The organism is Nonomuraea sp. MG754425 (assembly GCF_021699195.1).
In the GTDB taxonomy this organism is placed as follows: Bacteria; Actinomycetota; Actinomycetes; order Streptosporangiales; family Streptosporangiaceae; genus Nonomuraea.
On the sequence record NZ_SSXE01000161.1, the window covers coordinates 1 to 23,006 of the forward strand.

Here is a 23,006-nt window from a genome sequence, read left to right on the forward strand (position 1 = left end):
CAGCCCTCCGCCGCCGACATCAGGCCACAGCGCGCAGGCACCACTTCCGGCAGCGCCTGCGCCTCCAACACATGCAGATCTAGCTATGTAGTACTAGGGGCACCGCTCAGGCGACGTCCAGGTACGCGCTGGGCGGCGCCGACTCCAGCCACGCCAGGAACCCAGTCATCGCATCGGCGCTCATCGCCAGCGACAACCCCCGGGTGCTCCCCGTGCAGTCGACCGCGAAGAACCCCCCGTCGATCTCCCGCCGGGCGGAAACGACAAGGCCGCGCCTCGCGATAGCGTGACGCGGCCTGATTCGAACGCCGAGCAGCGGGATCCAGTGGAGCTCCCCGTCGGCATAACGGGCTACTCCGCTCTGCCACCCGCGCTCACCCACTTGCAGTCGACAGGGCACACTTCCCCGCGACCGCGCCAGCGTGACCCCACGTAGCACGATGAGGGCGGCCAGCAGCACTACGAGAGTCACAACCGTCGCTACCATGCCGCCCCCCTGAAAGCCGCTTGATATGTATTAAACCTCTTCGCCCGCCGCACGCAGCCGAGCCCTGGCACGCTTGGCCTCGATCGCCGCGTCGGCGTCTTCCTGGTTGGCCTCGATCGAGGCCTGAGCCCGGTCGAGAGCGTCGCGGGCAGCCGCGACATCGACCTCGGAGCCGAGCTCGGCCACCTCGGCCAGCACGGACACCTCGTCGTCGGCCACGGAGATGAAGCCCCCGTGCACCGCCGCCACCAGCTCCGGCTCGCCTTCCCGCTTCACGCGCAGCACTCCGCCCTCGACGAGGACGCCGAGCACAGGCGCGTGTTGCGGCATGATACCGATCTCGCCGTCCACGGTCTTGGCAATCACCATGTCGGCCTCGCCCGACCAGATCTCACGCTCGGGTGAGACAACCCCTACGCGTAGCCTCGCCACTTGGGTTGGTTCCTTTCCGATCAGGTGGTGGCACGACGCTCAGCGCCGCACCACCACCGTGGAAGCGATTAGCGGCGCTCGAGTTCCTTGGCCTTCGCGATGGCCTGGTCGATGCCGCCGACCATGAAGAACGCCTGCTCGGGCAGGTGGTCGTACTCACCCGCGCAGAGGCCCTTGAAGGAGGCGATGGTCTCGTCGAGCGGCACGGTCTCGCCCGGCTGGCCGGTGAAGGCCTCGGCCGCGTACATCGGGTGCGACAGGAAGCGCTCGATGCGGCGGGCCCGCTGGACGGTGACCTTGTCCTCCTCGGAGAGCTCGTCGATACCGAGGATCGCGATGATGTCCTGGAGCTCGCGGTACTTCTGCAGGATCCGCTTGGTCTCCTGGGCCACCCGGTAGTGCTCCTCGCCCACGATCTGCGGGTCGAGGATCCGGGAGGAGGAGTCGAGCGGGTCCACCGCGGGGTAGATGCCCTTCTCCGAGATCGGCCGCGACAACACGGTCTGCGCGTCGAGGTGCGCGAACGCGTTGTGCGGGGCCGGGTCGGTGATGTCGTCGGCGGGCACGTAGATCGCCTGCATGGAGGTGATCGAGTGACCGCGCGTCGAGGTGATGCGCTCCTGGAGCACACCCATCTCGTCGGCCAGCGTGGGCTGGTAACCCACCGCGGACGGCATCCGGCCGAGCAGCGTGGAGACCTCGGAACCGGCCTGCGTGAAGCGGAAGATGTTGTCGATGAACAGCAGCACGTCCTGCTTCTGCACGTCGCGGAAGTACTCCGCCATCGTCAGCGCGGACAGCGCGACGCGCAGACGGGTGCCCGGCGGCTCGTCCATCTGGCCGAAGACGAGCGCGGTGTCCTTGAGGACGTCCGCCTCCTCCATCTCCAGCCAGAGGTCGTTGCCCTCACGGGTGCGCTCGCCCACACCGGCGAAGCACGAGGTGCCACCGAAGTTACGGGCGACACGGCGGATCATCTCCTGGATGAGCACCGTCTTGCCCACGCCGGCGCCGCCGAACAGGCCGATCTTCCCACCCTGCACGTACGGGGTGAGCAGGTCGATGACCTTGATGCCGGTGACGAGCAGCTCGGTACGGGACTCGAGCTGGTCGAAGGGCGGCGACGGCCGGTGGATGCCCCACCGCTCGCTGATGTTGAGCGAGGAGGTGGGCACGTCGAGCGTCTCGCCGAGCGCGTTCCACACGTGGCCCTTGACGACGTCGCCGACCGGCACCGAGATCGGATTGCCGGTGTCGGCGACCGTCTGGCCGCGGACCAGGCCGTCGGTGGGCTGCATGGAGATGGCGCGGACGAGGTTGTCACCCAGGTGCTGGGCGACCTCGAGCGTCAGGGTCTTGACCTCGCCGCCGAGGGTCACCTCGACCTTGAGCGCGTTATAGATGTCGGGCATCGACTCGACGGAGAACTCCACGTCGACGACGGCGCCGGTGACTCGTGCCACGCGGCCGGTGCCGGCCGCGGCGGCTTCTACAGTTTCAACAGCCTCTGCAGTCATTTCACTCTTTCCCCGCTGCGGCGTCAGCCAGCGCGTTGGCGCCACCGACGATCTCGCTGATTTCCTGGGTGATCTCGGCCTGGCGAGCCTGGTTCATCTGCTGGGTGAGCACCCGCATCAGCTCGTTGGCGTTGTCGGTCGCGGACTTCATCGCACGCCGCCGGGCGGCCTCCTCGGAGGCGGCCGACTGGAGCAGCGCGGTGAAGATGCGCGACTCCACGTAACGCGGAAGCAGCGACTCCAGCACGTCACCGGCGGTCGGCTCGAACTCGAAGTACGGCGGGATCGCGGTGGACTCCGTCGCCTCGGTCTCCTCGACCTCCAGCGGCAGCACCCGCTTGACCACGACGTTCTGCGTGAGCATCGAGACGAACTCGGTCGAGACGATATGGATCTCGTCGATGCCGCCCTCGTCCTTGAACGAGTCGATCAGCGTGTTGGCGATCTCCTTGGCGTCGGCGTACGCCGGTCGGCGCGAGAAGCCGACCCAGCTCCCGCCCATCGTCCGGCCGCGGAAGGTGTGCCACGTGACACCCTTGCGCCCGGTGACGAACGGGACGACGGTCAGCCCGCGGCTCTGCAGCAACCCGCGCAGGGCCTCGGCCTCACGCAGCACGTTGGCGTTGAAGCCGCCGCAGAACCCGCTGTCGCTGGTGACGATGAGGACGCCCGCCTTGGCGGGGTTCTCATTCGCCACGGTCAGCGGATGGTCGACGCTGGCCGCGTTGCTGACGACGCCGGTGACGGCGCGAGTGATCTCACGCTCGTACGGCAGCGCCGCCTGCATCCGCTGCTGCGCCTTCACGATCCGTGAAGAGGCGATGAGCTCCTGGGCGCGCGTGATCTTCGCGGTCGACTTGACCGAGTTGATCCGCCGCCGCAGCAGCCTTAGCTGGGCACCCATGTCCTACTTCTCCGCCGCCGGACGGACGACCTTCTTGATCTTCTCCTGGCCGACCTCGTCGGCCGCCAGCGGCGCCACCGGCTCGTCCTTGACCAGCAGCTCACCCGAGGAGGTGGTGAAGCCCTTCTTGAACTCCGTGATGGCGTCCTTCAGGACGGTCACCGCGTCGTCCGACAGATCGCGCGTCTCGCGGATGCCGTCGAAGATCCCCTTGCGCGAGGACTGGAGGTAGTCGAGGAACTCCTGCTCGAAGCGGCGGATGTCCTCGGTCGGCACCTCGTCCAGCTCACCGGTGGTGCCGGACCACACCGACACGACCTGCTTCTCGACGGGGTACGGCGAGTACTGCGGCTGCTTGAGCAGCTCGACCAGCCGCTGACCACGCTCGAGCTGGGCGCGGGAGGCGGCGTCGAGGTCGGAGGCGAACGCGGCGAACGCCTCCAGGTCGCGGTACTGCGACAGCGACAGCTTCAGCGTGCCGGCGACCTTGCGCATGGCCTTGACCTGCGCGGAGCCACCGACTCGGGAGACCGAGATACCGACGTTGATGGCCGGACGGACACCGGCGTTGAACAGGTCCGTCTCAAGGAAGCACTGGCCGTCGGTGATGGAGATGACGTTGGTCGGGATGAACGCCGACACGTCGTTGCCCTTGGTCTCGATGATCGGCAGACCGGTCATCGAGCCGGCACCCATGTCGTTGGAGAGCTTGGCGCAGCGCTCCAGCAGCCGGGAGTGGAGGTAGAAGACGTCGCCGGGGAAGGCCTCACGGCCCGGCGGGCGACGCAGCAGCAGGGACACGGCGCGGTAGGCGTCGGCCTGCTTGGTCAGGTCGTCGAACACGATCAGGACATGCTTGCCCTGGTACATCCAGTGCTGGCCGACGGCCGAGCCGGTGTAGGGGGCAAGGTACTTGTAGCCGGCCGGGTCGGAGGCGGGGGCCGCGACGATGGTCGTGTACTCGAGCGCGCCGGCCTCCTCAAGACGCGCCTTGACCTGCGCGATCGTCGAGCCCTTCTGGCCGATGGCGACGTAGACGCAGCGGACCTGCTGCTCGGGGTCGCCGGACAGCCAGCCCTCACGCTGGTTGAGGATGGTGTCCACGGCGATCGCGGTCTTGCCGGTGCCACGGTCACCGATGATCAGCTGGCGCTGGCCACGGCCGATCGGCGTCATGGCGTCGATCGCCTTGATGCCGGTCTGCAGCGGCTGCTTCACCGGCTGCCGCTGAACGACGGTGGGGGCCTGCAGCTCAAGGGCACGCGTGCCCTCGGCCTCGATGGCGCCCTTGCCGTCGAGCGGGTTACCCAGGGGGTCGATCACACGGCCGAGGAAGTTGTCGCCGACGGGCACGGACAGGACCTCGCCCGTCCGGCGGACCGTCTGGCCTTCCTCGATGCCGCTGAACTCGCCCAGTACCACGGCACCGATCTCACGGGTGTCGAGGTTAAGTGCCAGGCCGCGCGTGCCGTTCTCGAACTCGAGCAGCTCGTTCGCCATCGCCGAGGGAAGGCCGGAGACATGGGCAATGCCGTCGCCGGCGTCGACGACGGTCCCGATCTCCTCGCGCGCGGCGCCTTCCGGTTCGTACGCCTGGACGAAGCGCTCAAGCGCGTCCCGGATCTCGTCCGGCCGGATCGTAAGCTCCGCCATCTCTACTCTGTCTCCCTCTTCGCCTAGCCGGCCAACCGGCGGCGGACTTCTTCGATTCGTCCCACAATGGTGGTGTCGATGATCTCGTCGCCGATGCGGACCGAGAACCCACCGAGCACTCGCTTGTCCACCTCGACGTTCAGGTGCACGTCACGGCCGTAGGAGGTGCGCAGCCACGCCGTCAGGCGCTGCTTCTGCTCCTCGGTCAGCTCGACCGCGCTGCGCACCACCGCCACGAGGCGCTGGCGCTGCTGGGCCACGAGCTGACCGACCTCTTCCAGGCCGGTTTCCAGGCTACGTCCCCGTGGGTGCACCACGAGTTGCGTGATCAGACGCAGGCTGGACGGGGCGACCTTGCCCTCGAGCAGGCTGCGCAGCAGTTCGCGCTTGCCCTCCTCGGGAGCGGCCGCATCGGCGAACGCGCGGCGCAGGCCGGGATTGGCGGCGACGATGCGGCCGAAGCGGAAGAGCTCGTCCTCCACGTCGTCGAGCCGGCTCTGGCCCTCCGCCTCCGCCGCCGCGGCGACGACGCCGAGCCGTTCGAGCACGTCGGCCAGGTCACCGGCGCGCGACCACTTGGCCGAGACCGCCGACTCGGTGGTGGCCTGGGTGGCCGCGCCCACCTTGCCGCCGAGCAGCGAGCCGACGACGCCGGTCTTCTGCTCGGCCGCCCTGGCCGGGTCGGACAGGGCGCGGCGCAGGCCGTGCTCGCGGTCGAGCAGATCCGCGACCGCGAACAACTCATCGGAGAGCGTACCGAGGTCGGCGCTCCCGGCGACCGCGTTGAAGCGCTCTTCGACCTCGGCCAGCGAGGTCCTGCTCAACCCTCTCATCGGTCGCTCACCCGCTCAGCGCGGTGGGTTCGCTCCCGCATCAGCGCACCGCCTGCGCGTTGGAGCTCTCCAGCTCGTCGAGGAACCGGTCGACGATGCGGCTCTGGCGGACCTCGTCCTCCAGGGACTCGCCGACGATGCGACCGGCCAGGTCGGTCGACAGGCGCCCGATCTCGGTACGGAGCTGGGCGAACGCCGCCTGGCGGTCGGCCTCGATCTGCGTGTGCGCGGCCTCCACGAGACGGCGGGCCTCGGCCTGCGCCTCCTCGCGAAGCTCGACCTTGATCTGCGCGGCCTGCTCGCGAGCTTCCTCGCGCAGCCGGGCCGCGTCGCGACGGGCCTCTTCGAGCTGCTCGGAGTAGCGCTTCTGCAGGGCCTGAGCCTCCGCCTGCGCCTCCTCCGCCCTCTTGATGCCGCCCTCGATCGCGTCGGTCCGCTCGGCCAGCGTCTTCTGGATACGCGGGACGAGCATCCTGCCGACGACGAAGAAGACGACGAGGAACGCGAAGATACCGACGACGAGCTCGTACGTGTGCGGGAGGAGCGGGTTGAACTCACCCTCCTCCGCCGCGAGGAGCGTAGCTGCCAGTTTCATTGGTGCAGCCTTTCGTCAGGGATTCTTCTGGTCTTTAGAGGTTCGCGAAGAGGAACGGCGCGACCAGACCGATCAGGGCGAGGGCCTCGGTGAGCACGAAGCCGAGGAGCATGTTCTGACGGATCAGCCCGTACGCCTCCGGCTGGCGGGCGATGGCCTGCACGCCCTGGCCGAAGATGATGCCGACGCCGATGCCGGGGCCGATGGCGGCGAGACCGTAACCGATGGCGGTGACGTTGCCGGAGACCTCAGCGAGAACGCTCATTACTGTTATTCCTTTACTGGACGGCCGGTGAAGTGGAGTCTCACCGGTCATGGATATTCCGGTATGTGGTTCTCAGTGCTCTGCGTGCAAGGAGCCACCGATGTACATCGATGCCAGCATCGCGAAGAGGAACGCCTGCAGGAACTGAATGAAGATCTCGAAGCCGGTGAAGATGATCGTCATGACCACGCCGATGACGCCGACGGGCGCACCCAGCGGCGTGAGCTTCTCGAACAGGAACCAGAACCCGACCATGCTGAAGAACGCGAGCAGCATGTGCCCGGCGAACATGTTGGCGAAGAGCCGGACCGCGTGCGTGAACGGCGCGATGATCATGTTCGAGAGGAACTCGATCGGCGACAGCAGCAGGTAGATCGGCTTCGGCAGCCCGGGGGGGAACATCATGTTCTTGAAGTAGCCGCCCACGCCCTGGTGCTTGAAGCCGAGGTAGATCTTCAGCACGTAGATCGAGAGCGCGAGCACCGCCGGGAAGGCGATGTGCGAGGCCACCGGGAACTGGGCGATCGGTACGACACCCATCAGGTTCCAGACGAGGACCAGGAAGAACAGCGTCAGCAGCAGGCCCATGAACCGGTCGGCGTCCTTGCCCAGGAAGGGCCGGGCGACCTGGTCGCGGACGAACATGTAGCCGTATTCGACGACGTTCTGCACGCCTCTGGGCACGAGCTTCGGCTTGGAGAAGGCCGCCCAGGTCAGGCCGATCACGATGACCGCGCTGAGGACCGCCAGCAGAACCGGCTTCGTGAACCATTCGACCCCGGGGATGATCGGGGCCAGGTCGAAGAGTTCGTTCGGCGTCGGCGCGGAGAACTCATCACCGTGGGCTGGGGCCGTCAGCGTAATCACGCGGCGTTCCCTTCAACGTCGTAGTGGATCACAAGGGTTTCCTCGGCGAAGTTTTCGCTACGTCGGACTAGCGAGAGAACTTCCGGTAGGCGAGATAGCCGGCAAGCACCAGCCCCAGGACGGTGCCTATGGGGAAGAACGCGGACATGTCTAGCCAGCGGTCCAGCAACCAGCCGATTCCGCCATAGATGATCATCCCGGCGAGCAGATAGCTGGGGATCGACCACATGGCGTCGGCGAAGTCGCGACCGTCTTCTTCCGGCCGGCGTTCCTGTGCGCTCATCGCGGCCCCGACGATAGCAGGCAAGTGGAGGACTAGTCATATCGGACCCCGCCCATGAGCGAGACTCATGAGTCACCCTTGCCGGGGACCTTGGCCTCGGGGTCGACGTAAAGCATCTTGGTCTTGATGAAGGCCCGCACCTCGAAGGCCGTCCACACCAGTGTGCAGACCACGACCGACCAGGCGAAGGACTGAGGATTCCAGGCCGTCGTGTCGCCGAAGACGCTCAACACGATCATGATGGCGACGACCTTGACCAGATAGCTGAGCATCGCGGCGATCGCCATGATCTGGGGGCTGACGCGGGCGGCGTAGGAGACCGCCACCACGCTGATGCTGAAGAACACCCCGACGAGCAAGGTGCCGATGGCCGCGCCCAGCGCCCCCTCGCCTCCTGCCGTCAGGAGCGCGACCACGACGGCGACCACTCCAACCGCCAGGGTCGGAATCGCGGCGCTCTTGAGTACGCGCACGTCGTTGGCCTGCATCGATGCTCCATCAAACAAGTTATCAAGCGAGCGTTTGCTACCTCCAGAACCGGTCAGTCTGGAGTCCCTGCTCGTGAAAGATATCACAAGCTCACGGAAGACCGCTTTTACCTGCCGTTTCTAGTTCACGATCACGAACGACTCGGAAAGGCGGGAATGACCGGTTTCCCCTCGGCCGACGCCCGCTCGGGCGAGGAGCCGTCGGCCGGCGGCGCCTGCCGCCTGGCCGGGGGGTCCGGCGGGATCGCCGGCATCGGGCCCGTGGGCGGGCCGTCGTCGTTGTCGGGCCGCTTGCCACGCGGCGTGGTGTGCGCCCCGCCCCTGCCCCGCCAGCGCGGGGCCGCCATGAGCACGAGCACGAGCAGCGCCAGCACGCTGAAGGCGAGGAACAGCAGCAGCGGCACGCCCACACGTGACATCAGCACCACGCCGAACGAGAACAGGAACGCCCACGCGTACATGATCAGCACGGACCTGCGCATCGAGTGGCCGATGTCGAGCAGCCGGTGGTGCAGGTGACCGCGGTCGGGCGCGAACGGCGACAACCCCTGCGAGGTGCGGCGCACCACGGCCGTGATGAGGTCGACCAGCGGCAGGATCAGCACCCCTGCGGGCAGGATCAGCGGCAGCAGGACCGGGAACTTGTTCACGCTCTCGATGGCCGCCGGGTCGAGGGGCGTCACCGTCACGATGGAGGAGGCGAGCACCAGGCCGATCAGCATGGCCCCGGTGTCGCCCATGAAGATCTTCGCCGGGTGGAAGTTGTGCGGCAGGAAGCCCAGGCAGGTGCCGATGAGCACGGCGGCGATGGCCGCGGTCGTGGTGATGTTGCCGGCGCTCATGCTCTGCGCCAGGAAGACCGAGTACGCCCAGGTGGCCATGGCCGCGATGCACACCACCCCGGCCGCGAGCCCGTCGAGCCCGTCGACGAAGTTGACCGCGTTGATCGTGACCACCACGACCAGGATCGTGATGACCGTGCTGAGCGTGTAGTCGAGGCTGGTGGAGCCGCCCCAGTCCTTCGGCAGCGGGATGTAGAGCAGGCGCAGGTTGAAGAAGACCAGCACGCCCGCGGCCGCGATCTGCCCGCCGAGCTTGATGAAGGCGTCCATGCCCCACCAGTCGTCGAGGAAGCCGGTCAGCGTGATGAGCCCGCCGGCCACGATCAGCGCCGTGACCACGTCGGCGTCGTAGGCGGCGAGCGCGTCGCCGGTGTGGGTGAGATGGCTGGCGGTCAGCAGGCCGACGACCAGGCCGCCGTACATCGCCAGGCCGCCCAGCCTGGGTGTCGGCTTGGTGTGCACGTCACGCTCGCGAACCTCGGGCATGGCGCCGATGCGGATGGCGAAGCGGCGCACCAGCGGCACCAGCAGATACGTCACCGCCGCCGAGATGAGCGCCATGAACAGGTATTCGCGCACAGACCTAGTTTCCCGGATGCTCCGGCCGACTGTGACCGGAAAACGACTCAGACCAGCTTAATATTCGCTGAGATATGGACGATGGATGGCGAGAAGCGCCGCCACTCTTTCCCTGACCTCCGCTGAACTGCCAGGACTTCGCACCGCCCGGCTCACGAGCGTGCCGATCTCTTCAAGATCCTGGAGCCCCATCCCCTGCGTGGTCACGCAGGGCGTGCCGACGCGGATGCCCGAGGCGATCGCGGCCGGCTCGGGGTCGTACGGGACGGCGTTGCGGTTCAGCGTGATCCCGGCCGCCGCGCACCTGCGTTCGGCCTCCGCCCCTGACACGCCCAGCTCGCGCAGGTCGATCAGCGCCAGGTGGGTGTCCGTGCCGCCTGACACCGCCCGCATCCCCTCCCTGGTCAGCGCCTCGGTCAGGGCTCGCGCGTTCGCGATCACCCGCTGGGCGTAGCCGGCGAACCCGGGCCGCATCGCCTCCGCGAACGCCACCGCCTTGGCCGCCACCACGTGCATCAGCGGCCCGCCCTGCACGAACGGGAACACCGCCCGGTCGATCCGCCCGGCCAGCTCCCCCGTGCACAGGATCGCCCCGCCGCGCGGCCCGCGCAGCGTCTTGTGCGTGGTGAGCGTCACGACGTCCGCGTACGGCACCGCCGACGGGATCGCGCCGCCCGCCATCAGCCCGATCGGATGCGCCGCGTCGGCCAGCAGCCACGCCCCCACCTCGTCCGCGATGCCGCGGAACACCTGGTAGTCGATCAGCCTCGGATACGCCGTGGCCCCGCACACGATGACCTTCGGGCCGTGCCGCAGCGCTAGGTCGCGCACCTCGTCGTAGTCGATGAGTTCGGTGTCGCGACGCACTCCGTACGACACGACGTCGAACCATTTTCCCGAGAAGTTCACCTTGGAGCCATGAGTGAGGTGGCCGCCGTGCGGCAGCGCCATGGCCAGCATGGTGTCGCCGGGCTTCAGCAGGGCGGCGTACGCGGCCAGGTTCGCCGACGCGCCCGAATGGGGCTGGACGTTGGCGTGCTCGGCACCGAACAGGGCGCACGCCCGCTCGATGGCCAGTCGCTCCGCCCGGTCCACCACCTCGCAGCCGCCGTAGTAGCGCCTGCCCGGGTAGCCCTCGGCGTACTTGTTGGTGAGGGTGGATCCCAGCGCGGCGAGGACCGCGGGCGAGGTGAAGTTCTCGCTCGCGATGAGCTGGATCCCGCCGCGCTCCCGGTCCAGCTCGTCGAGCAGGACCTGCGCGATCTCGGGATCCTGGCTCAGCAGGAGCCCGAAGTCGGGACCGTAGTAGGGTTTCACACCCATTGCACCACTGTACGACCTAACGTCCGTTTCTCCCATAGGCGGGCCGTGGCCTGAGCACCGCGTGCCCTACGAGGGGAAGGCGTGCGGGGCGTTCGCCGTCGTCTGCACCCACCGCGGTGTGTCGGCCGCCTCGTCGCTGATCGCGCTGAGCACGGAGTGACGGTAGGCGTCGAGCCGGGCACGCCACTCGCGGATGTCGCGCGCGTACCGGTCGCCCACGGGCGCGTCCCAGGTCTGGGGGCTCTTGGCCAGGGCGTACGCCTTGTCGAGAGCGCCCCTGAGCGTGTCCAGGTGGGGTCGTACGGCCTCCCACGCCTCTACCAGGCGCTGATAGTCGGGGTTGAACTCCCAAGCCCTCTGAGGCGTCTCCAGGGGCCCTGTGGCGCTCACGGGCGGGGCCTCCGTGCGGCCCTTGGGCCGGGGGGCCGGCGGGTCGGCGAACATCACACGCTCCTTTCCGGCCGGCCCGGGTCCACCGCGCCCGGCGGGCCGTCGGGGCCGACGTCCTGCGGGGCCCACTCGCCCTTGCCGTACCCGCCTGCCGGGATCTCCACGCCGGGCATGTCCTGGGGTCGGATGTCGCGGTGGTGGTCGATCACCGTCGCGAGCGCGTCCGGGGTGGGCGGGGTAGCGTCGGCGGAGACGACGTCGGTGCCGTCGTTCGCCCACGTGATGGCACCCGATCCCGTGGCCGGGTCCTGTCCTGGGTCCACGTCGTAGGCGATCAGGAGGTTGAACGCCGGATCCGTCCCGCGAACGGGTTGCCCGTAGGCGTCGGCCCTGGGGGTTACCGCGTCTCTGCCCGCTGCCGGAGCGTCGGTGCCGGAGCCCGGCTCTTGCGGTGCGCCTGGCGTGTGCTCGGTGCTGGTGTTGCTGTAGGCGCCGTTGTTGGTGTGGGTGCCATTGGTGCTGGTACCGGGGCTGGTGTCCGCGTTCGTGTCGGCCGGGTTGGTCGGCGGGATGGCGACGGGCTTTCCTTGGCCGCCCGCGCCCTGGTCCGGCTTGTCGCCAGTGCCTTGGTCCGGCTTGTCGGGCATCGGCAGGTCCGGCTTGTCCCCCGTGCCCTGGTCCGGCTTGTCGGGCGTCGGCAGGTCCGGCTTGGTGTCCCCGCTTGTCGGCGGTGAGTCGGCACCCCTGCCGGTATCCGTGTCCTTGCCCGTGTCGGTGCCCTTGCCGGTGTCGTCGTCGCTCGGCGGCGTGTCCGCGTCCTTGCCCGAGTCACATGCGCCGTCGCCCGGTGGGGTGTCGGCATCGCGTGCTGTGCCCGCGTCCCTGACCGTGTCGGCGTCGCGTGCGGTGTTCGTGTCGTGCGTGGTGCTCGCGTCCCGGGTGTCGGTGTCTCGTGCGGGGTCAGCGTCGTAGGCGGTGTCGGTGGCCTGTGTGGTCTCCGTGCCGTATGGGGTGGAGACCGGCGGATCTGCGCGAGGGCCGCCGTCCGCGACCGAATCCGGCATCGAGCCGCCGACGGTCGTCGTGTCCGTCGGCGGGAGCGTGACCGACGCGCCGACGCCGGCGCTCGGGCCGCCCGCGTCGATCGAGCCCACGGGGCCGTCCGGCCGGATCTCGCGCTCGGCCCACTCCCCCTTGCCGTACTCGCCCGCCGGGACCTGCACCCCTGGCATGTCCTGCGGCGCGATCTCCCGGTGGTCCTCGATCACCGTCTGCAACGCGTCCAGGCCGGGCGGGCTCGCCTCGACGGAGACGACGTCGCTGCCGTCGTCGGCCCAGTCGTTGACGTTCGTGACGTTCGTCGCACCGTCGGCGGACACTTGCGGCATGTCGGCCGGGCGTACCTTGTCCGGATGCTCCAGCATGTCCTCGATCACCGCCGCCACCGGCGGTTCGAGCGGCACCTGGAGGACCTTGACCCCATCGACCACCACGACCTGCGGCTTGCCGGCAGCCTGCCCGCCCGCGGCGGGGGTGTCCCCCTCGTTGACGGGGACGTTCGTCTCCTTGGCCGGGGTGTCGGTCGCCCTGTCGTCCGCCTCGGTGCCCCGATCGCGCCTGCTGTCCAGGTCGTCGCCCTTGGACTGATCGCCGACCTGGTCCCCGGTCTGCCCTTCGGACCCGGTCGAGCCGTCCTTCCCGGTGCCCGTGTCCGCCGCATCGTCACAGGTCTTACCGTCGGACTCGGTCTTCCCCCCTGCATCCGGCTTCCCCTCGGAGCCGGTCTTGCCGTCAGCATCGGGCTTCTCATCCGAACCGGTCTTGCCATCAGCATCCGGCTTGCTGTCAGAACCGGTCTTGCCGTCAGCATCCGGCTTGCCGTCGGAACCGGTCTTGCCGTCAGCGTCCGGCTTGCTATCGGAACCGGTCTTGCCGTCAGCATCCGGCTTGCCGTCCGAACCGGTCTTACCGTCAGCATCCGGCTTGCCGTCGGAACCGGTCTTACCGTCAGCGTCCGGTTTTGCGTCGGCTCGTGGGTTGTCGTACTTGTCCTGACGCCCGCGCACTTCCTTGGGCTCGTCGGTCGGCGTCGTGCCCTTCGACGGCGACTCGACGCGTTTCTCCAGTTCCCCGAGCCGTACGTTGACGTCCTTGACCATGTCGTCCACGGCCTCGGCGATCTGCGCGGGCCGATGGGTGGCCTGGGCGGGCAGGCCGGCCCGATGCATGACGGCTCTGACCCGATCCTCGACCCCGCGCATCTCCGTGGCCGCGTGCCTCACCTCGGTCACCAGATCACGGACCAACTTGGGATCCATGCCGTCGTACTTGCCCATGGGCCACTCCCGGACGTCTACCGCCGCTCCGGGCCTCACCGTAATGTTGGCCCGCGTGCGATAGCAGCCGGAATAAGCAGCGGGTATACGTCAGTCGTCGGTGGCGACGTAACCGATGATGCCGCGCAGCTTCTCCACCGGGATGGCCCCGCGCCGCAGCAGCCGGGGCACGGCCGTGGTGAGGTCGAGGATCGTGGAGGGCGTGTTGTCGGTGGTCTTGCCGCCGTCGAGGTAGACCTCGACCGACTCGCCGAGCTGCTTCTCGGCCTCCTCCGCCGTGGTCGCGGCGGCGGCGCCCGAGCGGTTGGCGCTGGAGACGGCCATCGGACCGGTCTCCTTGAGCAGGTCGAGCGCCACCGGGTGAAGCGGCATGCGGACGGCCACGGTGCCCTTGGTGTCGCCCAGGTCCCAGGACAGCGCCCGGTTGGCCTTGCAGACGAGCGTGAGCGGCCCCGGCCAGAAGGCGTCGATCAGGTCCTGCCCGTACGGCCCCAGGTCGTCCACGAGCGCCGAGGCGGCCCTGACGGTGCCCACGAGCACGGGCGGCGGCATGTCACGGCCCCGGCCCTTGGCGTCGAGCAGCGCGGTGACGGCCGCCGGCGTGAATGCGTCGGCGCCGATGCCGTAGACCGTGTCGGTCGGCAGCACCACGAGCTCGCCGCGGCGCACCGCCGCGGCGGCCTCCATCAGGGCAACCGTCCGCTGGTCGGGATCGGAGCAGTCAAAACGTCGTCCCACGGCGTGCATCCTAGTCCTGGCCCAGCCGGGCCGTGACGAAGCGGTCTCTTCTGGTGAGGTCCTGGCGAAGGCGTACGTCACGCCAGCCGTTGTCCTCGGGGAAGGTCAGGTAGACGGCCCTGCCCTGTTCGTCGGCGTGCTCCACGGCCATCCAGCCACCGGGACGCAGCAGGCGGCGGGCCGTGCGCTCCACCGCGCGCACCTCGCCGAGCCCGTCGTCGCCGGAGCCGTACAGAGCCCTGGAGGGGTCGTAGTGGCGCACCTCGGGATCGCGCGGGATGGCGCCGGGCGGAATGTACGGCGGGTTGGAGATGACCAGATCGACCTTGCCGTTGAGCTCGGGCAGCGCCTCGGCGAGGTCTTCGGGGTGCAGGTAGGTGCGCCCCTGGCCGTGTTCGGAGATGTTGCGCTTGGCCCACGTGTACGCGGCCGGATCGACCTCCACGGCGTGCACCTCGGCCAGCGCCACCTCCTGGGCGATGGACAGCGCGATCGCGCCGGACCCGGTGCCCAGATCGACGACGAGCGGCGCGTTCACGTCCATCTCGCGCAGCGTCTCGATGGCCCAGCCGGCCACCACCTCGGTCTCCGGCCGCGGCACGAACACGCCGGGCCCGACCGCCAGTTCCAGATAACGGAAGTAGGCGTGGCCGGTGATGTGCTGCAGCGGCTCGCGGGCCTCGCGCCGGGCGACGCCCTCCCAGAACAGCGCGTCGAACTCGGAGTCCTTGACCGTGTGGAGCTCGCTCCTGCGGACGCCGTGGACGAACGCCGCGATCTCCTCCGCGTCGGTGCGCGGCGAAGGAACGCCTGCCTCGGCCAGCCGGGCGGTGGCGAGCGCGATCTCGTCCAGCAGAAATGTCATGAGTGTTGTGCGAGCTTCTCCGCCATCTCGGCGTCTATGAGGGCCTGGGTGACGGCGTTGAGCTCACCGTCGAGAACCTGGTCGAGGTTATACGCCTTGAAGCCGACGCGGTGGTCGGAGATGCGGTTTTCCGGGAAGTTGTAGGTGCGGACGCGCTCGGAGCGGTCGACGGTGCGGACCTGGGACTTGCGCTCGGCCTGGGCCGCGGCCTCGGCCTCCTCCTGGGCGATGGCCAGCAGCCGCGCGCGCAGGATGCGCAGGGCCGACTCCTTGTTCTGGAGCTGGCTCTTCTCGTTCTGGCACGAGACGACGACGCCGGTGGGCAGGTGGGTGATGCGCACCGCGGAGTCGGTGGTGTTGACGCTCTGACCGCCGGGGCCGCTGGAGCGGTAGACGTCGATGCGCAGGTCGTTGGGGTCGATCTGGACGTCGACCTCCTCCGCCTCCGGATAGATGAGCACGCCCGCGGCGCTGGTGTGGATGCGGCCCTGCGACTCGGTGACGGGCACCCGCTGCACGCGGTGCACCCCGCCCTCGTACTTCAGCCGCGACCAGACGCCTTCGTCGCCCTTGGCCCGGATACCGACCGTGACGTCTTTGTATCCGCCGAGGTCGGAGGGCTGGCTGTCGATGACCTCGGTCTTCCAGCCGAGCCGCTCGGCGTAGCGGAGATACATCCGCAGCAGGTCGCCCGCGAACAACGCGGACTCCTCACCGCCCTCGCCCGCCTTGATCTCCATGATGATGTCCTTGTCATCGTTGGGATCACGCGGGATGAGCAGGTGCCTGAGCTTGTCCTCGAGCTGCGGGATGCGCCCCTCGAGCTCGGCGGCCTCGGCGGCGAAACCTTCGTCCTCGCCGGCCAGTTCCTTGGCGGCCACGAGGTCGTCGCGGGCCGACTCGAGCTCGCGATAGGTGCCGATGATCGGCGTGAGCTGTGAGTAGCGCCGGCCGAGCGTGCGGGCCTTGTTCTGGTCTGCGTGCACGGCGGGATCGGCGAGCTGCAGCTCCAGCTCGGAATACTCCTTGCGCAACTCGTCGAGGTTCACCGTGGGTCCTTTTTCGTGAAGTGTGGCCGTTTCACCAACAACGCCGACCCAGTCGCACCGGGGTGCGTCCGGGCCGGCGTGGGTCGAGCTAGTTGCCCGTGGCCTTCTTGCCGAAGCGCTTCTCGAAGCGGGCCACCCGGCCGCCGGTGTCGAGGATCTTCTGCTTGCCCGTGTAGAACGGGTGGCAGGCCGAGCACACGTCGGCGTGGATGACGCCGTTCTTGGCGGTGCTACGGGTGGTGAACGTGCTGCCGCAGGAGCAAGAGACCTGCGTCACGTGGTAATCGGGGTGGATGTCGCGCTTCATCGCTGTCCTTTCGGGGCGCGGCCGCCGGGTCGCCGTCACGCATGGCGTGAACCGGAACCGCGAAATGGTCAGCTACCAGTGTGCCAGATCGTGTAACCATCCCAGGCCATCGCTCATTCCCGAGGACGCGGATCAGCGCCCGCACCGGCCCTCGGACAACGCGAAGGGGTGGCAGGCGAACCTGCCACCCCCTCAAGAACGCGTGCGTCAGTCGCGGTCGTTGCTCACCGTGGTCTTCTGGACCTGCATGAGGAACTCCGCGTTGGACTTGGTCTCCTTCATCTTCTCCAGGAGCAGCTCCAGCGCCTGCTGCATGTCGAGCGCGTGCAGGACGCGCCGCAGCTTCCAGACGATCTGCAGCTCCTCCTTGGCCATGAGGATCTCTTCCTTACGCGTGCTGGACGCGTCGACGTCCACCGCGGGGAAGATCCGCTTGTCGGCCAGGGACCGGTTGAGCTTGAGCTCCATGTTGCCGGTGCCCTTGAACTCCTCGAAGATGACCTCGTCCATCTTGGACCCGGTCTCGACCAGGGCCGTGGCGAGGATCGTCAGCGAGCCGCCGTTCTCGATGTTGCGGGCGGCGCCGAAGAACCGCTTGGGCGGGTAGAGCGCCGTGGAGTCGACACCACCCGACAGGATGCGCCCGGACGCCGGGGCGGCCAGGTTGTAGGCGCGGCCGAGGCGGGTGATCGAGTCGAGCAGGACGACCACGTCGTGGCCCAGCTCCACCAGGCGCTTGGCGCGCTCGATGGCGAGTTCGGCGACGGTGGTGTGGTCCTCGGCGGGACGGTCGAAGGTCGAGTGGATGACCTCGCCCTTCACCGACCGCTGCATGTCGGTGACCTCTTCCGGCCGCTCGTCCACGAGCACGACCATGAGGTGGCACTCGGGGTTGTTGCGGGTGAGCGCGTTGGCGATGGACTGCAGCACCATCGTCTTGCCCGCCTTGGGCGGCGAGACGATGAGGCCGCGCTGGCCCTTGCCGATCGGCGAGACGAGGTCGATGATCCGCGTGGTGAGGATGTTCGGCTCGGTCTCGAGGCGCAGGCGCTCCTGCGGGTAGAGCGGCGTCAGCTTGTTGAAGTCGGGCCGGTTGCGGGCCTGCTCCGGGTCCATGCCGTTGACGGTGTCGAGGCGGACCAGGGCGTTGAACTTCTCGCGGCGCTCGCCCTCGCGCGGCTGCCTGACGGCGCCGGTGATGACGTCGCCCTTGCGCAGGCCGTTGCGGCGGATCTGGGCCAGCGAGACGTAGACGTCGTTGCTGCCCGGCAGGTAGCCGCTGGTCCTGACGAAGGCGTAGTTGTCGAGGATGTCGAGGATGCCGGCGATCGGGATGAGCACGTCGTCGTCGCCGATGACCGGCTCGCCCGCCTCGTAACGCTCACGGCCGCGGCCGCGGTTGCGCTCCCTGAAGCGGCCCCTGCGCCCGCGCCCGCGCTCGTCGTCGTCGCCGCCCCGCGGGTCATTGCGCTGATCGGCCCGCTGGTCGGCCCGCTGATCGGCACGGCCGCCGGCGTCGGCGGCGGCTGCGCGGTCGCGCTGCTCACCACGGCTGTCACGGCTGTCACGGCTCTCGCGGCCGTCACGACCGTCGCGCCCGCCCTCGCCACGGTCACCACGGTCGCCGCCGCGGTCACCACGGTCACCACGGTCGCCGCGCTCGCGGCGCTCACCACGGCTGCGGCGCTCGCGCCGGCTCTCGCCGCGCTCGGAGCGCGAGTCGCCCTGCGCGGACTCGGCCGGCTGGGACTGCTGCTCGACGACGGGCTCCGCCGGAGCGGCGACCGGCTCGGGCGCGGCCACGACGGGCGCGGCCGCGGCTTCGGCGGCCTGCGCCGCCACGGGCGCGGCGGCCTCCTCGGCGGGCTTGTCGGCGGGCTTGACGCGGGAACGTTCCCTGCGCGTACGGGCGGGCCGCTCGGCCGCGGGCGCCGCCTCCGTCGAGGTCGGGGCCGACGCCTCCGCCGCGGGCGCGGCGGTGGGTGCGCCGTCTCCGGAACCGCCACCCTGCTTCTCCTGGATGGCCGCGATGAGCTGGCTCTTCCGCATGCGCCCGGTCCCGCTGATGCCCAGCTCCGCTGCCATCTTCTGCAGCTCGGGCAGCACCTTGGCGGACAGGCCGGTGCCGGAGCGACGCGCACGCGGCTTGGCCGCGGCGCGGGTGGGGGTGTCGCCGGACGCCGGCTCAGCGCCTGATGCGTCGGAGAGGAGTTCGGTGGTGTCGCTCAACTAAAAGGTCCTTCCCAGGGGTCGGGCGCCGGATTTGTTCTTCCGTGCGTCCCGGAGGTGCTTTCGATCCGGCGGGACAGACCGGGTCGGGGTGCACTTTGCGATCTTCGGCTGTCGATGGAGACGGCCGCCACTCTTGGGTAGGGGTTCTGCCACGCCGCCGATGGCCGTTGGCGCGTGGCTGACACCCCCAGATTGCTGCCGCCAACCAGATGTCGATGTGATTCGAACGCGCAGGTCCCCGTCGTCGCCACCTCACGTTGGGCCAACCGGGTGTGGGCCAACCGGAGGCAACGTATTCCGGGGAGACAGCCGCGCTGCTTCCGCCTCGCGACGTGAAGCATGATGCAGCGATGTGTGGCTGACAAGCACGCACCCACCAAGGGGGCATCTGGTGCGGCTATCAGCCTAACATCACCAGCGCACACGGCTATTCCCTGAAGGTCTAAAGAGGCATCAGCGTGTCTCGGGGAACTGAACGTTCGCACCAACCGGGTCGACGTCCATTTGCTGGATGTGCCAGTCATTACCCACTTCTGGCGCGATCAAATCCTGCGTATCCGGTGTCGAAAACGCAAGAACCGTGGGACCCGCTCCCGAAACGACCGCGGGCACGCCCACTGCACGGAGACGTTCTACCAGATCCGCGCTCGCCCTCATCACAGGCGCGCGGTACGGCTGATGGAGTCGATCTTCTGTGGCGGCGAGCAGGAGCCCTGGGTCGGGCCGCTGGGTCAGCGCGGCGATCAGCAGCGATGCCCTGCCGGCGTTGAAGGAGGCGTCCTTGTGGGGCACGTCCTTCGGTAGCAGCCCCCGCGTCGCCTCCGTGGACGATCGTGTCTGAGGAATCAGGACGACCGGGCGGACACGCTGGTCGGGAGCCAGTTTCACCATATGCGGCGCCCCGGTGTGGTCGGACCACGAAATGGTCAGCCCGCCGGCCAGGCAGGGCGCGACGTTGTCGGGGTGGCCTTCCATTTCGGCGGCCAGCGCGTACGCGTCGTCGTCGGAGAAGGCGGCGGCATGTTCGCTGTCGGCCAAAGCGCGCGCGGCGAGAATGCCCGCGCACACGGCCGCCGACGACGATCCGAGCCCCCGGGCGTGCGGAATGTTGTTGCGGCAGACCAGCGACAGCCCCTCCGGCTGGGCCGCTCCCATGCGGTCGAAGGCGGCGCGCATGGCCTTGACGACCAGGTGTCCCTCGCCGAGGTCCACCTCCCCCGCGCCCTCGCCCTCGACGGTGACGTGGACGCCGCGCTCGCCGGTGAGCCCGGCCTCGACCTCGTCGTAGAGGCTCAGCGCGAGCCCGAGCGCGTCGAAGCCCGGCCCGAGGTTCGCCGACGTGGCGGGCACACGGATGCGTACGGTCGTCATGCGTTCACTGTTCCTCGTCAACTCCCCGTCAGGCGAGGTTGAGCGCCGCCGCCGCGGCGTGGACGTCGATGGGGATGACCACCGGCGCGGGGGCCCCCGAGATGGCCCAGTCGGGGTCCTTCAGCCCGTTGCCCGTGACCGTGCAGACGATGCGCTGCCCCGGCTCCACCATGCCCTGCGCGTGCGCCTGCAGCAAGCCCGCGACGCTGGCGGCCGAGGCCAGCTCCACGAACACGCCCTCTTCCTGGGCGAGCAGCTTGTACGCCGCGGCGATCTGCCGGTCGGTCACCGCCTGGATGGCCCCGCCCGACTCGTCGCGGGCCGCGGTGGCCAGCTCCCAGGAGGCGGGGTTGCCGATGCGGATCGCGGTGGCGATCGTGTGCGGGTGGGCGACCGGCGCGCCGCCGACGATAGGCGCCGCGCCGCTGGCCTGGAAGCCGAACATGCGGGGCCGCTTCGTCGCCAGGCCGTCGTCGAAGTATTCCTGGTAACCCATCCAGTACGCCGAGATGTTGCCGGCGTTGCCCACCGGGATGCAGTGGATGTCGGGCGCGTCGCCGAGCGTGTCGACGATCTCGAACGCCGCCGTCTTCTGCCCCTGCAGCCGGAACGGGTTGACGGAGTTGACCAGCGCGATGGGATAGCTGGACGAGAGCTTGCGGGTCATCTCCAGGCAGTCGTCGAACGACCCCTCGACCTGCAGCAGCGTGGCCCCGTGCACGAGCGCCTGGGCCAGCTTGCCCATGGCGATCTTCCCCCGTGGCACCAGCACGGCGCAGGTCAGCCCGGCGCGCACGGCGTAGGCGGCGGCCGATGCGGAGGTGTTGCCGGTGGAGGCGCAGATGACCGCCTTGGCCCCCTCCTCGACCGCCTTGCTGATGGCCATCGTCATCCCGCGGTCCTTGAAGCTGCCCGTCGGGTTGGCCCCCTCGACCTTCAGGTAGACGTCGCACCCCGTGAGGGCGGAGACGCGGTGCGCGGGCACCAGCGGCGTGCCGCCCTCGAGCAGCGTGATGACCGGCGTCTTCCGGGTGACAGGAAGACGTTCGCGGTACTCCTCGATGAGGCCACGCCACGACCTGCTCATGATGACTCCCTACCTGCGCTGTTGGGCACCGAGTGTACGGGGTGCGAGCGCCCGCCGCGGAGCCGTGCCCGCCCGGTGCCCGCCCAGCGCCTGCCCCGTGCGAACAGGCCATTGGACAGGGGCACTATTCAGGAAATTCTCAGCATCTCCCGATAAGGTCTCTCCGCAGGGGGTCACGACCATGAACGCGCGTCCTGCTCTGAGGCAGAACGACTATTCGCCACTGGCGGCACCGCAGCTCGGCGCCTGGTCACCCAGTCTCTCCGTGAGCGTGGTGATACCCGCGTACGGCGGGCAGGACAAGCTGGACCTGACGCTGGCGGCCCTGGCCGCGCAGACGTATCCGGCGCACCTCATGGAGGTACTGGTCGTCGACGACGGCAGCCGGCCGCCGATCCTGCTGCCGGAGATCCGCCCGGACAACACCCGGCTCGTCCGCGTCGAGGACGGCTGGGGCATCTCCAACGCCGTCAACACCGGCGCGAAGGCCGCCGACGGGGAGGTCATCCAGCGGCTCGACTCCGACATGGTGGCCTGCCGCGAGCACATCGAGGCGCTGGCGCGCTGGCACCACGTGACCGACTACCTGGTCACGATCGGGATGAAGAAGTTCGTCGAGGCGCCGCCCGTCACCCCGCGTCAGGTCTTCCAGGCCGGACACCTGGGAGAGCTGTTCGACCTGGCCGCGGCCGTGTCGAGCTCGACCGAGGCGACGATCGCCAAGACCGACGGGCTGCGCGCGAGCCGTAACCCGTACCACGTGTGCACCGGCCCGACCTTCGCCCTTCCCAGGGAGGTCTTCCACGCCGTGGGCGGTCTCGACCCGACCGTGGCGCGCGGCGAGGACACCGAGTTCTCCTACCGCCTGGCCATGCACGGGGTCGTCTTCGTGCCCGACATGGACGCCCAGGCCGTGCACCTGGGGCTGCCCGCCCAGCACCGCGACCGGGAGCGGGCCGTGCGGGCCGTGGAGCCGTACCTGGCGCACCGGATCCCGCTGCGCAGGGACCTGCGCAAGGACCGGGGGCGGCGCTGGCTGGTGCCGTACGTGGAGATCGTGCTCGACGTGACCGACACCTCCGAGTCGGTGGTGCGGCAGGCGGTGGCGGCGGCGCTGGACGGCAGGCTGCAGGACGTCGTGGTGACGCTGGTGGGGCCGTGGTCGCGGCTGGACTCCACCCGCCGCTGGGGCCTGTCCGACCCGTGTTTCGAGTTGCGGCTCATGCGTGACCTGTTCGCGCACGACGAACGCGTCCGCCTCATCGACGAGGCCGCCCCGACGCCCGCGCCCACCCCGTTCCGCTACCGGGGGCCGGTGGACGTGCCGCTGCACCGGGCGACGCTGGAGCGGATGGTCGAGTCGGTGCAGAAGGACCTCACCGGGGTCCTGGTCGTGGACCTGCCCGACGGGCGCGCGGCCCGGCTCGAACGGACGTCGGCGCTGGGGCGCGCATGCCTGCTCGCCGCCGCCGGCGACGACGTGGACGAGGTCGTCGCGGCCACGCACGGCGTGCGCCACGAGGCTCCCGACCGGTTCTGGCCCGCGCCCGCCCGGCCCGAGCC

General features: G+C 69.2%; 23 protein-coding genes. 1 reads left to right on the top strand and 22 read right to left on the bottom strand.

Going from position 1 to position 23,006, the window contains the following annotated elements:
• Positions 1 to 106: 106 nt before the first annotated feature.
• The 22 genes from FAF44_RS39610 to thrC form a co-directional block, all read right to left on the bottom strand.
• Positions 107 to 487 carry a DUF2550 domain-containing protein gene (locus tag FAF44_RS39610; RefSeq protein WP_237108515.1) on the bottom strand — a complete coding sequence of 127 codons (381 nt, stop codon included), beginning with the start codon at positions 485 to 487 and terminating at the stop codon, positions 107 to 109.
• Between the two features lie 30 nt (positions 488 to 517).
• Complete coding sequence (locus FAF44_RS39615; RefSeq protein WP_237108516.1) at positions 518 to 919, bottom strand: F0F1 ATP synthase subunit epsilon; 402 nt, start codon at positions 917 to 919, stop codon at positions 518 to 520.
• A 68-nt stretch (positions 920 to 987) separates the two neighbouring features.
• Positions 988 to 2,436, bottom strand: coding sequence for a F0F1 ATP synthase subunit beta (gene atpD / locus FAF44_RS39620; protein WP_237108517.1), 1,449 nt, complete (start codon positions 2,434 to 2,436; stop codon positions 988 to 990).
• Between the two features lies 1 nt (position 2,437).
• Positions 2,438 to 3,340, bottom strand: a complete 903-nt coding sequence (locus FAF44_RS39625; RefSeq protein WP_237108518.1) for a F0F1 ATP synthase subunit gamma — start codon at positions 3,338 to 3,340, stop codon at positions 2,438 to 2,440.
• Between the two features lie 3 nt (positions 3,341 to 3,343).
• Positions 3,344 to 4,993, bottom strand: coding sequence for a F0F1 ATP synthase subunit alpha (atpA, locus tag FAF44_RS39630; protein WP_237108519.1), 1,650 nt, complete (start codon positions 4,991 to 4,993; stop codon positions 3,344 to 3,346).
• Positions 4,994 to 5,016: 23 nt separating this feature from the next.
• Positions 5,017 to 5,826 carry a F0F1 ATP synthase subunit delta gene (locus FAF44_RS39635; protein ID WP_237108520.1) on the bottom strand — a complete coding sequence of 270 codons (810 nt, stop codon included), beginning with the start codon at positions 5,824 to 5,826 and terminating at the stop codon, positions 5,017 to 5,019.
• A 40-nt stretch (positions 5,827 to 5,866) separates the two neighbouring features.
• Positions 5,867 to 6,421 (bottom strand): F0F1 ATP synthase subunit B, encoded by a 555-nt coding sequence (locus tag FAF44_RS39640; RefSeq protein WP_237108521.1) that lies wholly within the window; start codon positions 6,419 to 6,421, stop codon positions 5,867 to 5,869.
• Positions 6,422 to 6,455: 34 nt separating this feature from the next.
• The gene (atpE, locus tag FAF44_RS39645) at positions 6,456 to 6,686 is read right to left on the bottom strand and encodes an ATP synthase F0 subunit C (RefSeq protein WP_103955992.1); all 231 of its coding nucleotides are present in this window, start codon (positions 6,684 to 6,686) and stop codon (positions 6,456 to 6,458) included.
• 72 nt (positions 6,687 to 6,758) lie between these two features.
• Positions 6,759 to 7,553, bottom strand: a complete 795-nt coding sequence (atpB, locus tag FAF44_RS39650; protein ID WP_237108522.1) for a F0F1 ATP synthase subunit A — start codon at positions 7,551 to 7,553, stop codon at positions 6,759 to 6,761.
• A gap of 67 nt (positions 7,554 to 7,620) precedes the next feature.
• A complete protein-coding gene (locus tag FAF44_RS39655) occupies positions 7,621 to 7,836 on the bottom strand; it encodes an AtpZ/AtpI family protein (RefSeq protein ID WP_237108523.1) in 216 nt (71 codons plus the stop codon).
• 65 nt (positions 7,837 to 7,901) lie between these two features.
• Positions 7,902 to 8,324: a hypothetical protein gene (locus tag FAF44_RS39660; RefSeq protein ID WP_237108524.1), complete on the bottom strand. Its 423-nt coding sequence runs from the start codon at positions 8,322 to 8,324 to the stop codon at positions 7,902 to 7,904.
• Positions 8,325 to 8,455: 131 nt separating this feature from the next.
• The gene (locus FAF44_RS39665) at positions 8,456 to 9,745 is read right to left on the bottom strand and encodes a glycosyltransferase family 4 protein (protein WP_237108525.1); all 1,290 of its coding nucleotides are present in this window, start codon (positions 9,743 to 9,745) and stop codon (positions 8,456 to 8,458) included.
• A 57-nt stretch (positions 9,746 to 9,802) separates the two neighbouring features.
• Positions 9,803 to 11,068: a serine hydroxymethyltransferase gene (gene glyA / locus FAF44_RS39670; RefSeq protein WP_237108526.1), complete on the bottom strand. Its 1,266-nt coding sequence runs from the start codon at positions 11,066 to 11,068 to the stop codon at positions 9,803 to 9,805.
• A 66-nt stretch (positions 11,069 to 11,134) separates the two neighbouring features.
• A complete protein-coding gene (locus FAF44_RS39675; protein WP_237108527.1) occupies positions 11,135 to 11,512 on the bottom strand; it encodes a hypothetical protein in 378 nt (125 codons plus the stop codon).
• Positions 11,512 to 13,794, bottom strand: a complete 2,283-nt coding sequence (locus tag FAF44_RS39680) for a hypothetical protein (RefSeq protein WP_237108528.1) — start codon at positions 13,792 to 13,794, stop codon at positions 11,512 to 11,514. Before FAF44_RS39680 ends, FAF44_RS39675 begins: the two co-directional genes overlap by 1 nt.
• Positions 13,795 to 13,884: 90 nt before the next feature.
• Positions 13,885 to 14,532, bottom strand: a complete 648-nt coding sequence (locus FAF44_RS39685; RefSeq protein WP_237108529.1) for an L-threonylcarbamoyladenylate synthase — start codon at positions 14,530 to 14,532, stop codon at positions 13,885 to 13,887.
• A 10-nt stretch (positions 14,533 to 14,542) separates the two neighbouring features.
• Positions 14,543 to 15,397 (bottom strand): peptide chain release factor N(5)-glutamine methyltransferase, encoded by an 855-nt coding sequence (gene prmC, locus FAF44_RS39690; protein ID WP_237108530.1) that lies wholly within the window; start codon positions 15,395 to 15,397, stop codon positions 14,543 to 14,545.
• Positions 15,394 to 16,446, bottom strand: coding sequence for a peptide chain release factor 1 (gene prfA, locus FAF44_RS39695; RefSeq protein ID WP_237108531.1), 1,053 nt, complete (start codon positions 16,444 to 16,446; stop codon positions 15,394 to 15,396). Before prfA ends, prmC begins: the two co-directional genes overlap by 4 nt.
• 88 nt (positions 16,447 to 16,534) lie before the next feature.
• Complete coding sequence (gene rpmE / locus FAF44_RS39700; protein WP_237108532.1) at positions 16,535 to 16,753, bottom strand: 50S ribosomal protein L31; 219 nt, start codon at positions 16,751 to 16,753, stop codon at positions 16,535 to 16,537.
• Positions 16,754 to 16,960: 207 nt separating this feature from the next.
• Positions 16,961 to 18,982, bottom strand: coding sequence for a transcription termination factor Rho (rho, locus tag FAF44_RS39705; RefSeq protein ID WP_237108533.1), 2,022 nt, complete (start codon positions 18,980 to 18,982; stop codon positions 16,961 to 16,963).
• A gap of 456 nt (positions 18,983 to 19,438) precedes the next feature.
• Positions 19,439 to 20,356 (bottom strand): homoserine kinase, encoded by a 918-nt coding sequence (thrB, locus tag FAF44_RS39710; protein ID WP_237108534.1) that lies wholly within the window; start codon positions 20,354 to 20,356, stop codon positions 19,439 to 19,441.
• 28 nt (positions 20,357 to 20,384) lie between these two features.
• Positions 20,385 to 21,443, bottom strand: coding sequence for a threonine synthase (thrC, locus tag FAF44_RS39715; protein ID WP_237108535.1), 1,059 nt, complete (start codon positions 21,441 to 21,443; stop codon positions 20,385 to 20,387).
• A 265-nt stretch (positions 21,444 to 21,708) separates the two neighbouring features.
• On the opposite strand from thrC, the gene FAF44_RS39720 reads away from it, so the two are divergent.
• On the top strand, positions 21,709 to 23,006 hold a 1,298-nt coding region (locus FAF44_RS39720), incomplete at its 3' end, for a glycosyltransferase family 2 protein (RefSeq protein ID WP_237108536.1).

What these genes read in the sequence shown, in the direction of transcription:
- FAF44_RS39610 (WP_237108515.1), bottom strand. Translation starts at nt 487, where the DNA reads ATGGTAGCGACGGTTGTGACTCTCGTAGTGCTGCTGGCCGCCCTCATC.
- FAF44_RS39635 (WP_237108520.1), bottom strand. Translation starts at nt 5,826, where the DNA reads ATGAGAGGGTTGAGCAGGACCTCGCTGGCCGAGGTCGAAGAGCGCTTC.
- glyA (WP_237108526.1), bottom strand. Translation starts at nt 11,068, where the DNA reads ATGGGTGTGAAACCCTACTACGGTCCCGACTTCGGGCTCCTGCTGAGC.
- atpE (WP_103955992.1), bottom strand. Translation starts at nt 6,686, where the DNA reads ATGAGCGTTCTCGCTGAGGTCTCCGGCAACGTCACCGCCATCGGTTAC.
- FAF44_RS39660 (WP_237108524.1), bottom strand. Translation starts at nt 8,324, where the DNA reads ATGCAGGCCAACGACGTGCGCGTACTCAAGAGCGCCGCGATTCCGACC.
- FAF44_RS39680 (WP_237108528.1), bottom strand. Translation starts at nt 13,794, where the DNA reads ATGGGCAAGTACGACGGCATGGATCCCAAGTTGGTCCGTGATCTGGTG.
- atpA (WP_237108519.1), bottom strand. Translation starts at nt 4,993, where the DNA reads ATGGCGGAGCTTACGATCCGGCCGGACGAGATCCGGGACGCGCTTGAG.
- rpmE (WP_237108532.1), bottom strand. Translation starts at nt 16,753, where the DNA reads ATGAAGCGCGACATCCACCCCGATTACCACGTGACGCAGGTCTCTTGC.
- prmC (WP_237108530.1), bottom strand. Translation starts at nt 15,397, where the DNA reads ATGACATTTCTGCTGGACGAGATCGCGCTCGCCACCGCCCGGCTGGCC.
- FAF44_RS39640 (WP_237108521.1), bottom strand. Translation starts at nt 6,421, where the DNA reads ATGAAACTGGCAGCTACGCTCCTCGCGGCGGAGGAGGGTGAGTTCAAC.
- FAF44_RS39625 (WP_237108518.1), bottom strand. Translation starts at nt 3,340, where the DNA reads ATGGGTGCCCAGCTAAGGCTGCTGCGGCGGCGGATCAACTCGGTCAAG.
- atpD (WP_237108517.1), bottom strand. Translation starts at nt 2,436, where the DNA reads ATGACTGCAGAGGCTGTTGAAACTGTAGAAGCCGCCGCGGCCGGCACC.
- thrC (WP_237108535.1), bottom strand. Translation starts at nt 21,443, where the DNA reads ATGAGCAGGTCGTGGCGTGGCCTCATCGAGGAGTACCGCGAACGTCTT.
- FAF44_RS39655 (WP_237108523.1), bottom strand. Translation starts at nt 7,836, where the DNA reads ATGAGCGCACAGGAACGCCGGCCGGAAGAAGACGGTCGCGACTTCGCC.
- thrB (WP_237108534.1), bottom strand. Translation starts at nt 20,356, where the DNA reads ATGACGACCGTACGCATCCGTGTGCCCGCCACGTCGGCGAACCTCGGG.
- FAF44_RS39675 (WP_237108527.1), bottom strand. Translation starts at nt 11,512, where the DNA reads ATGTTCGCCGACCCGCCGGCCCCCCGGCCCAAGGGCCGCACGGAGGCC.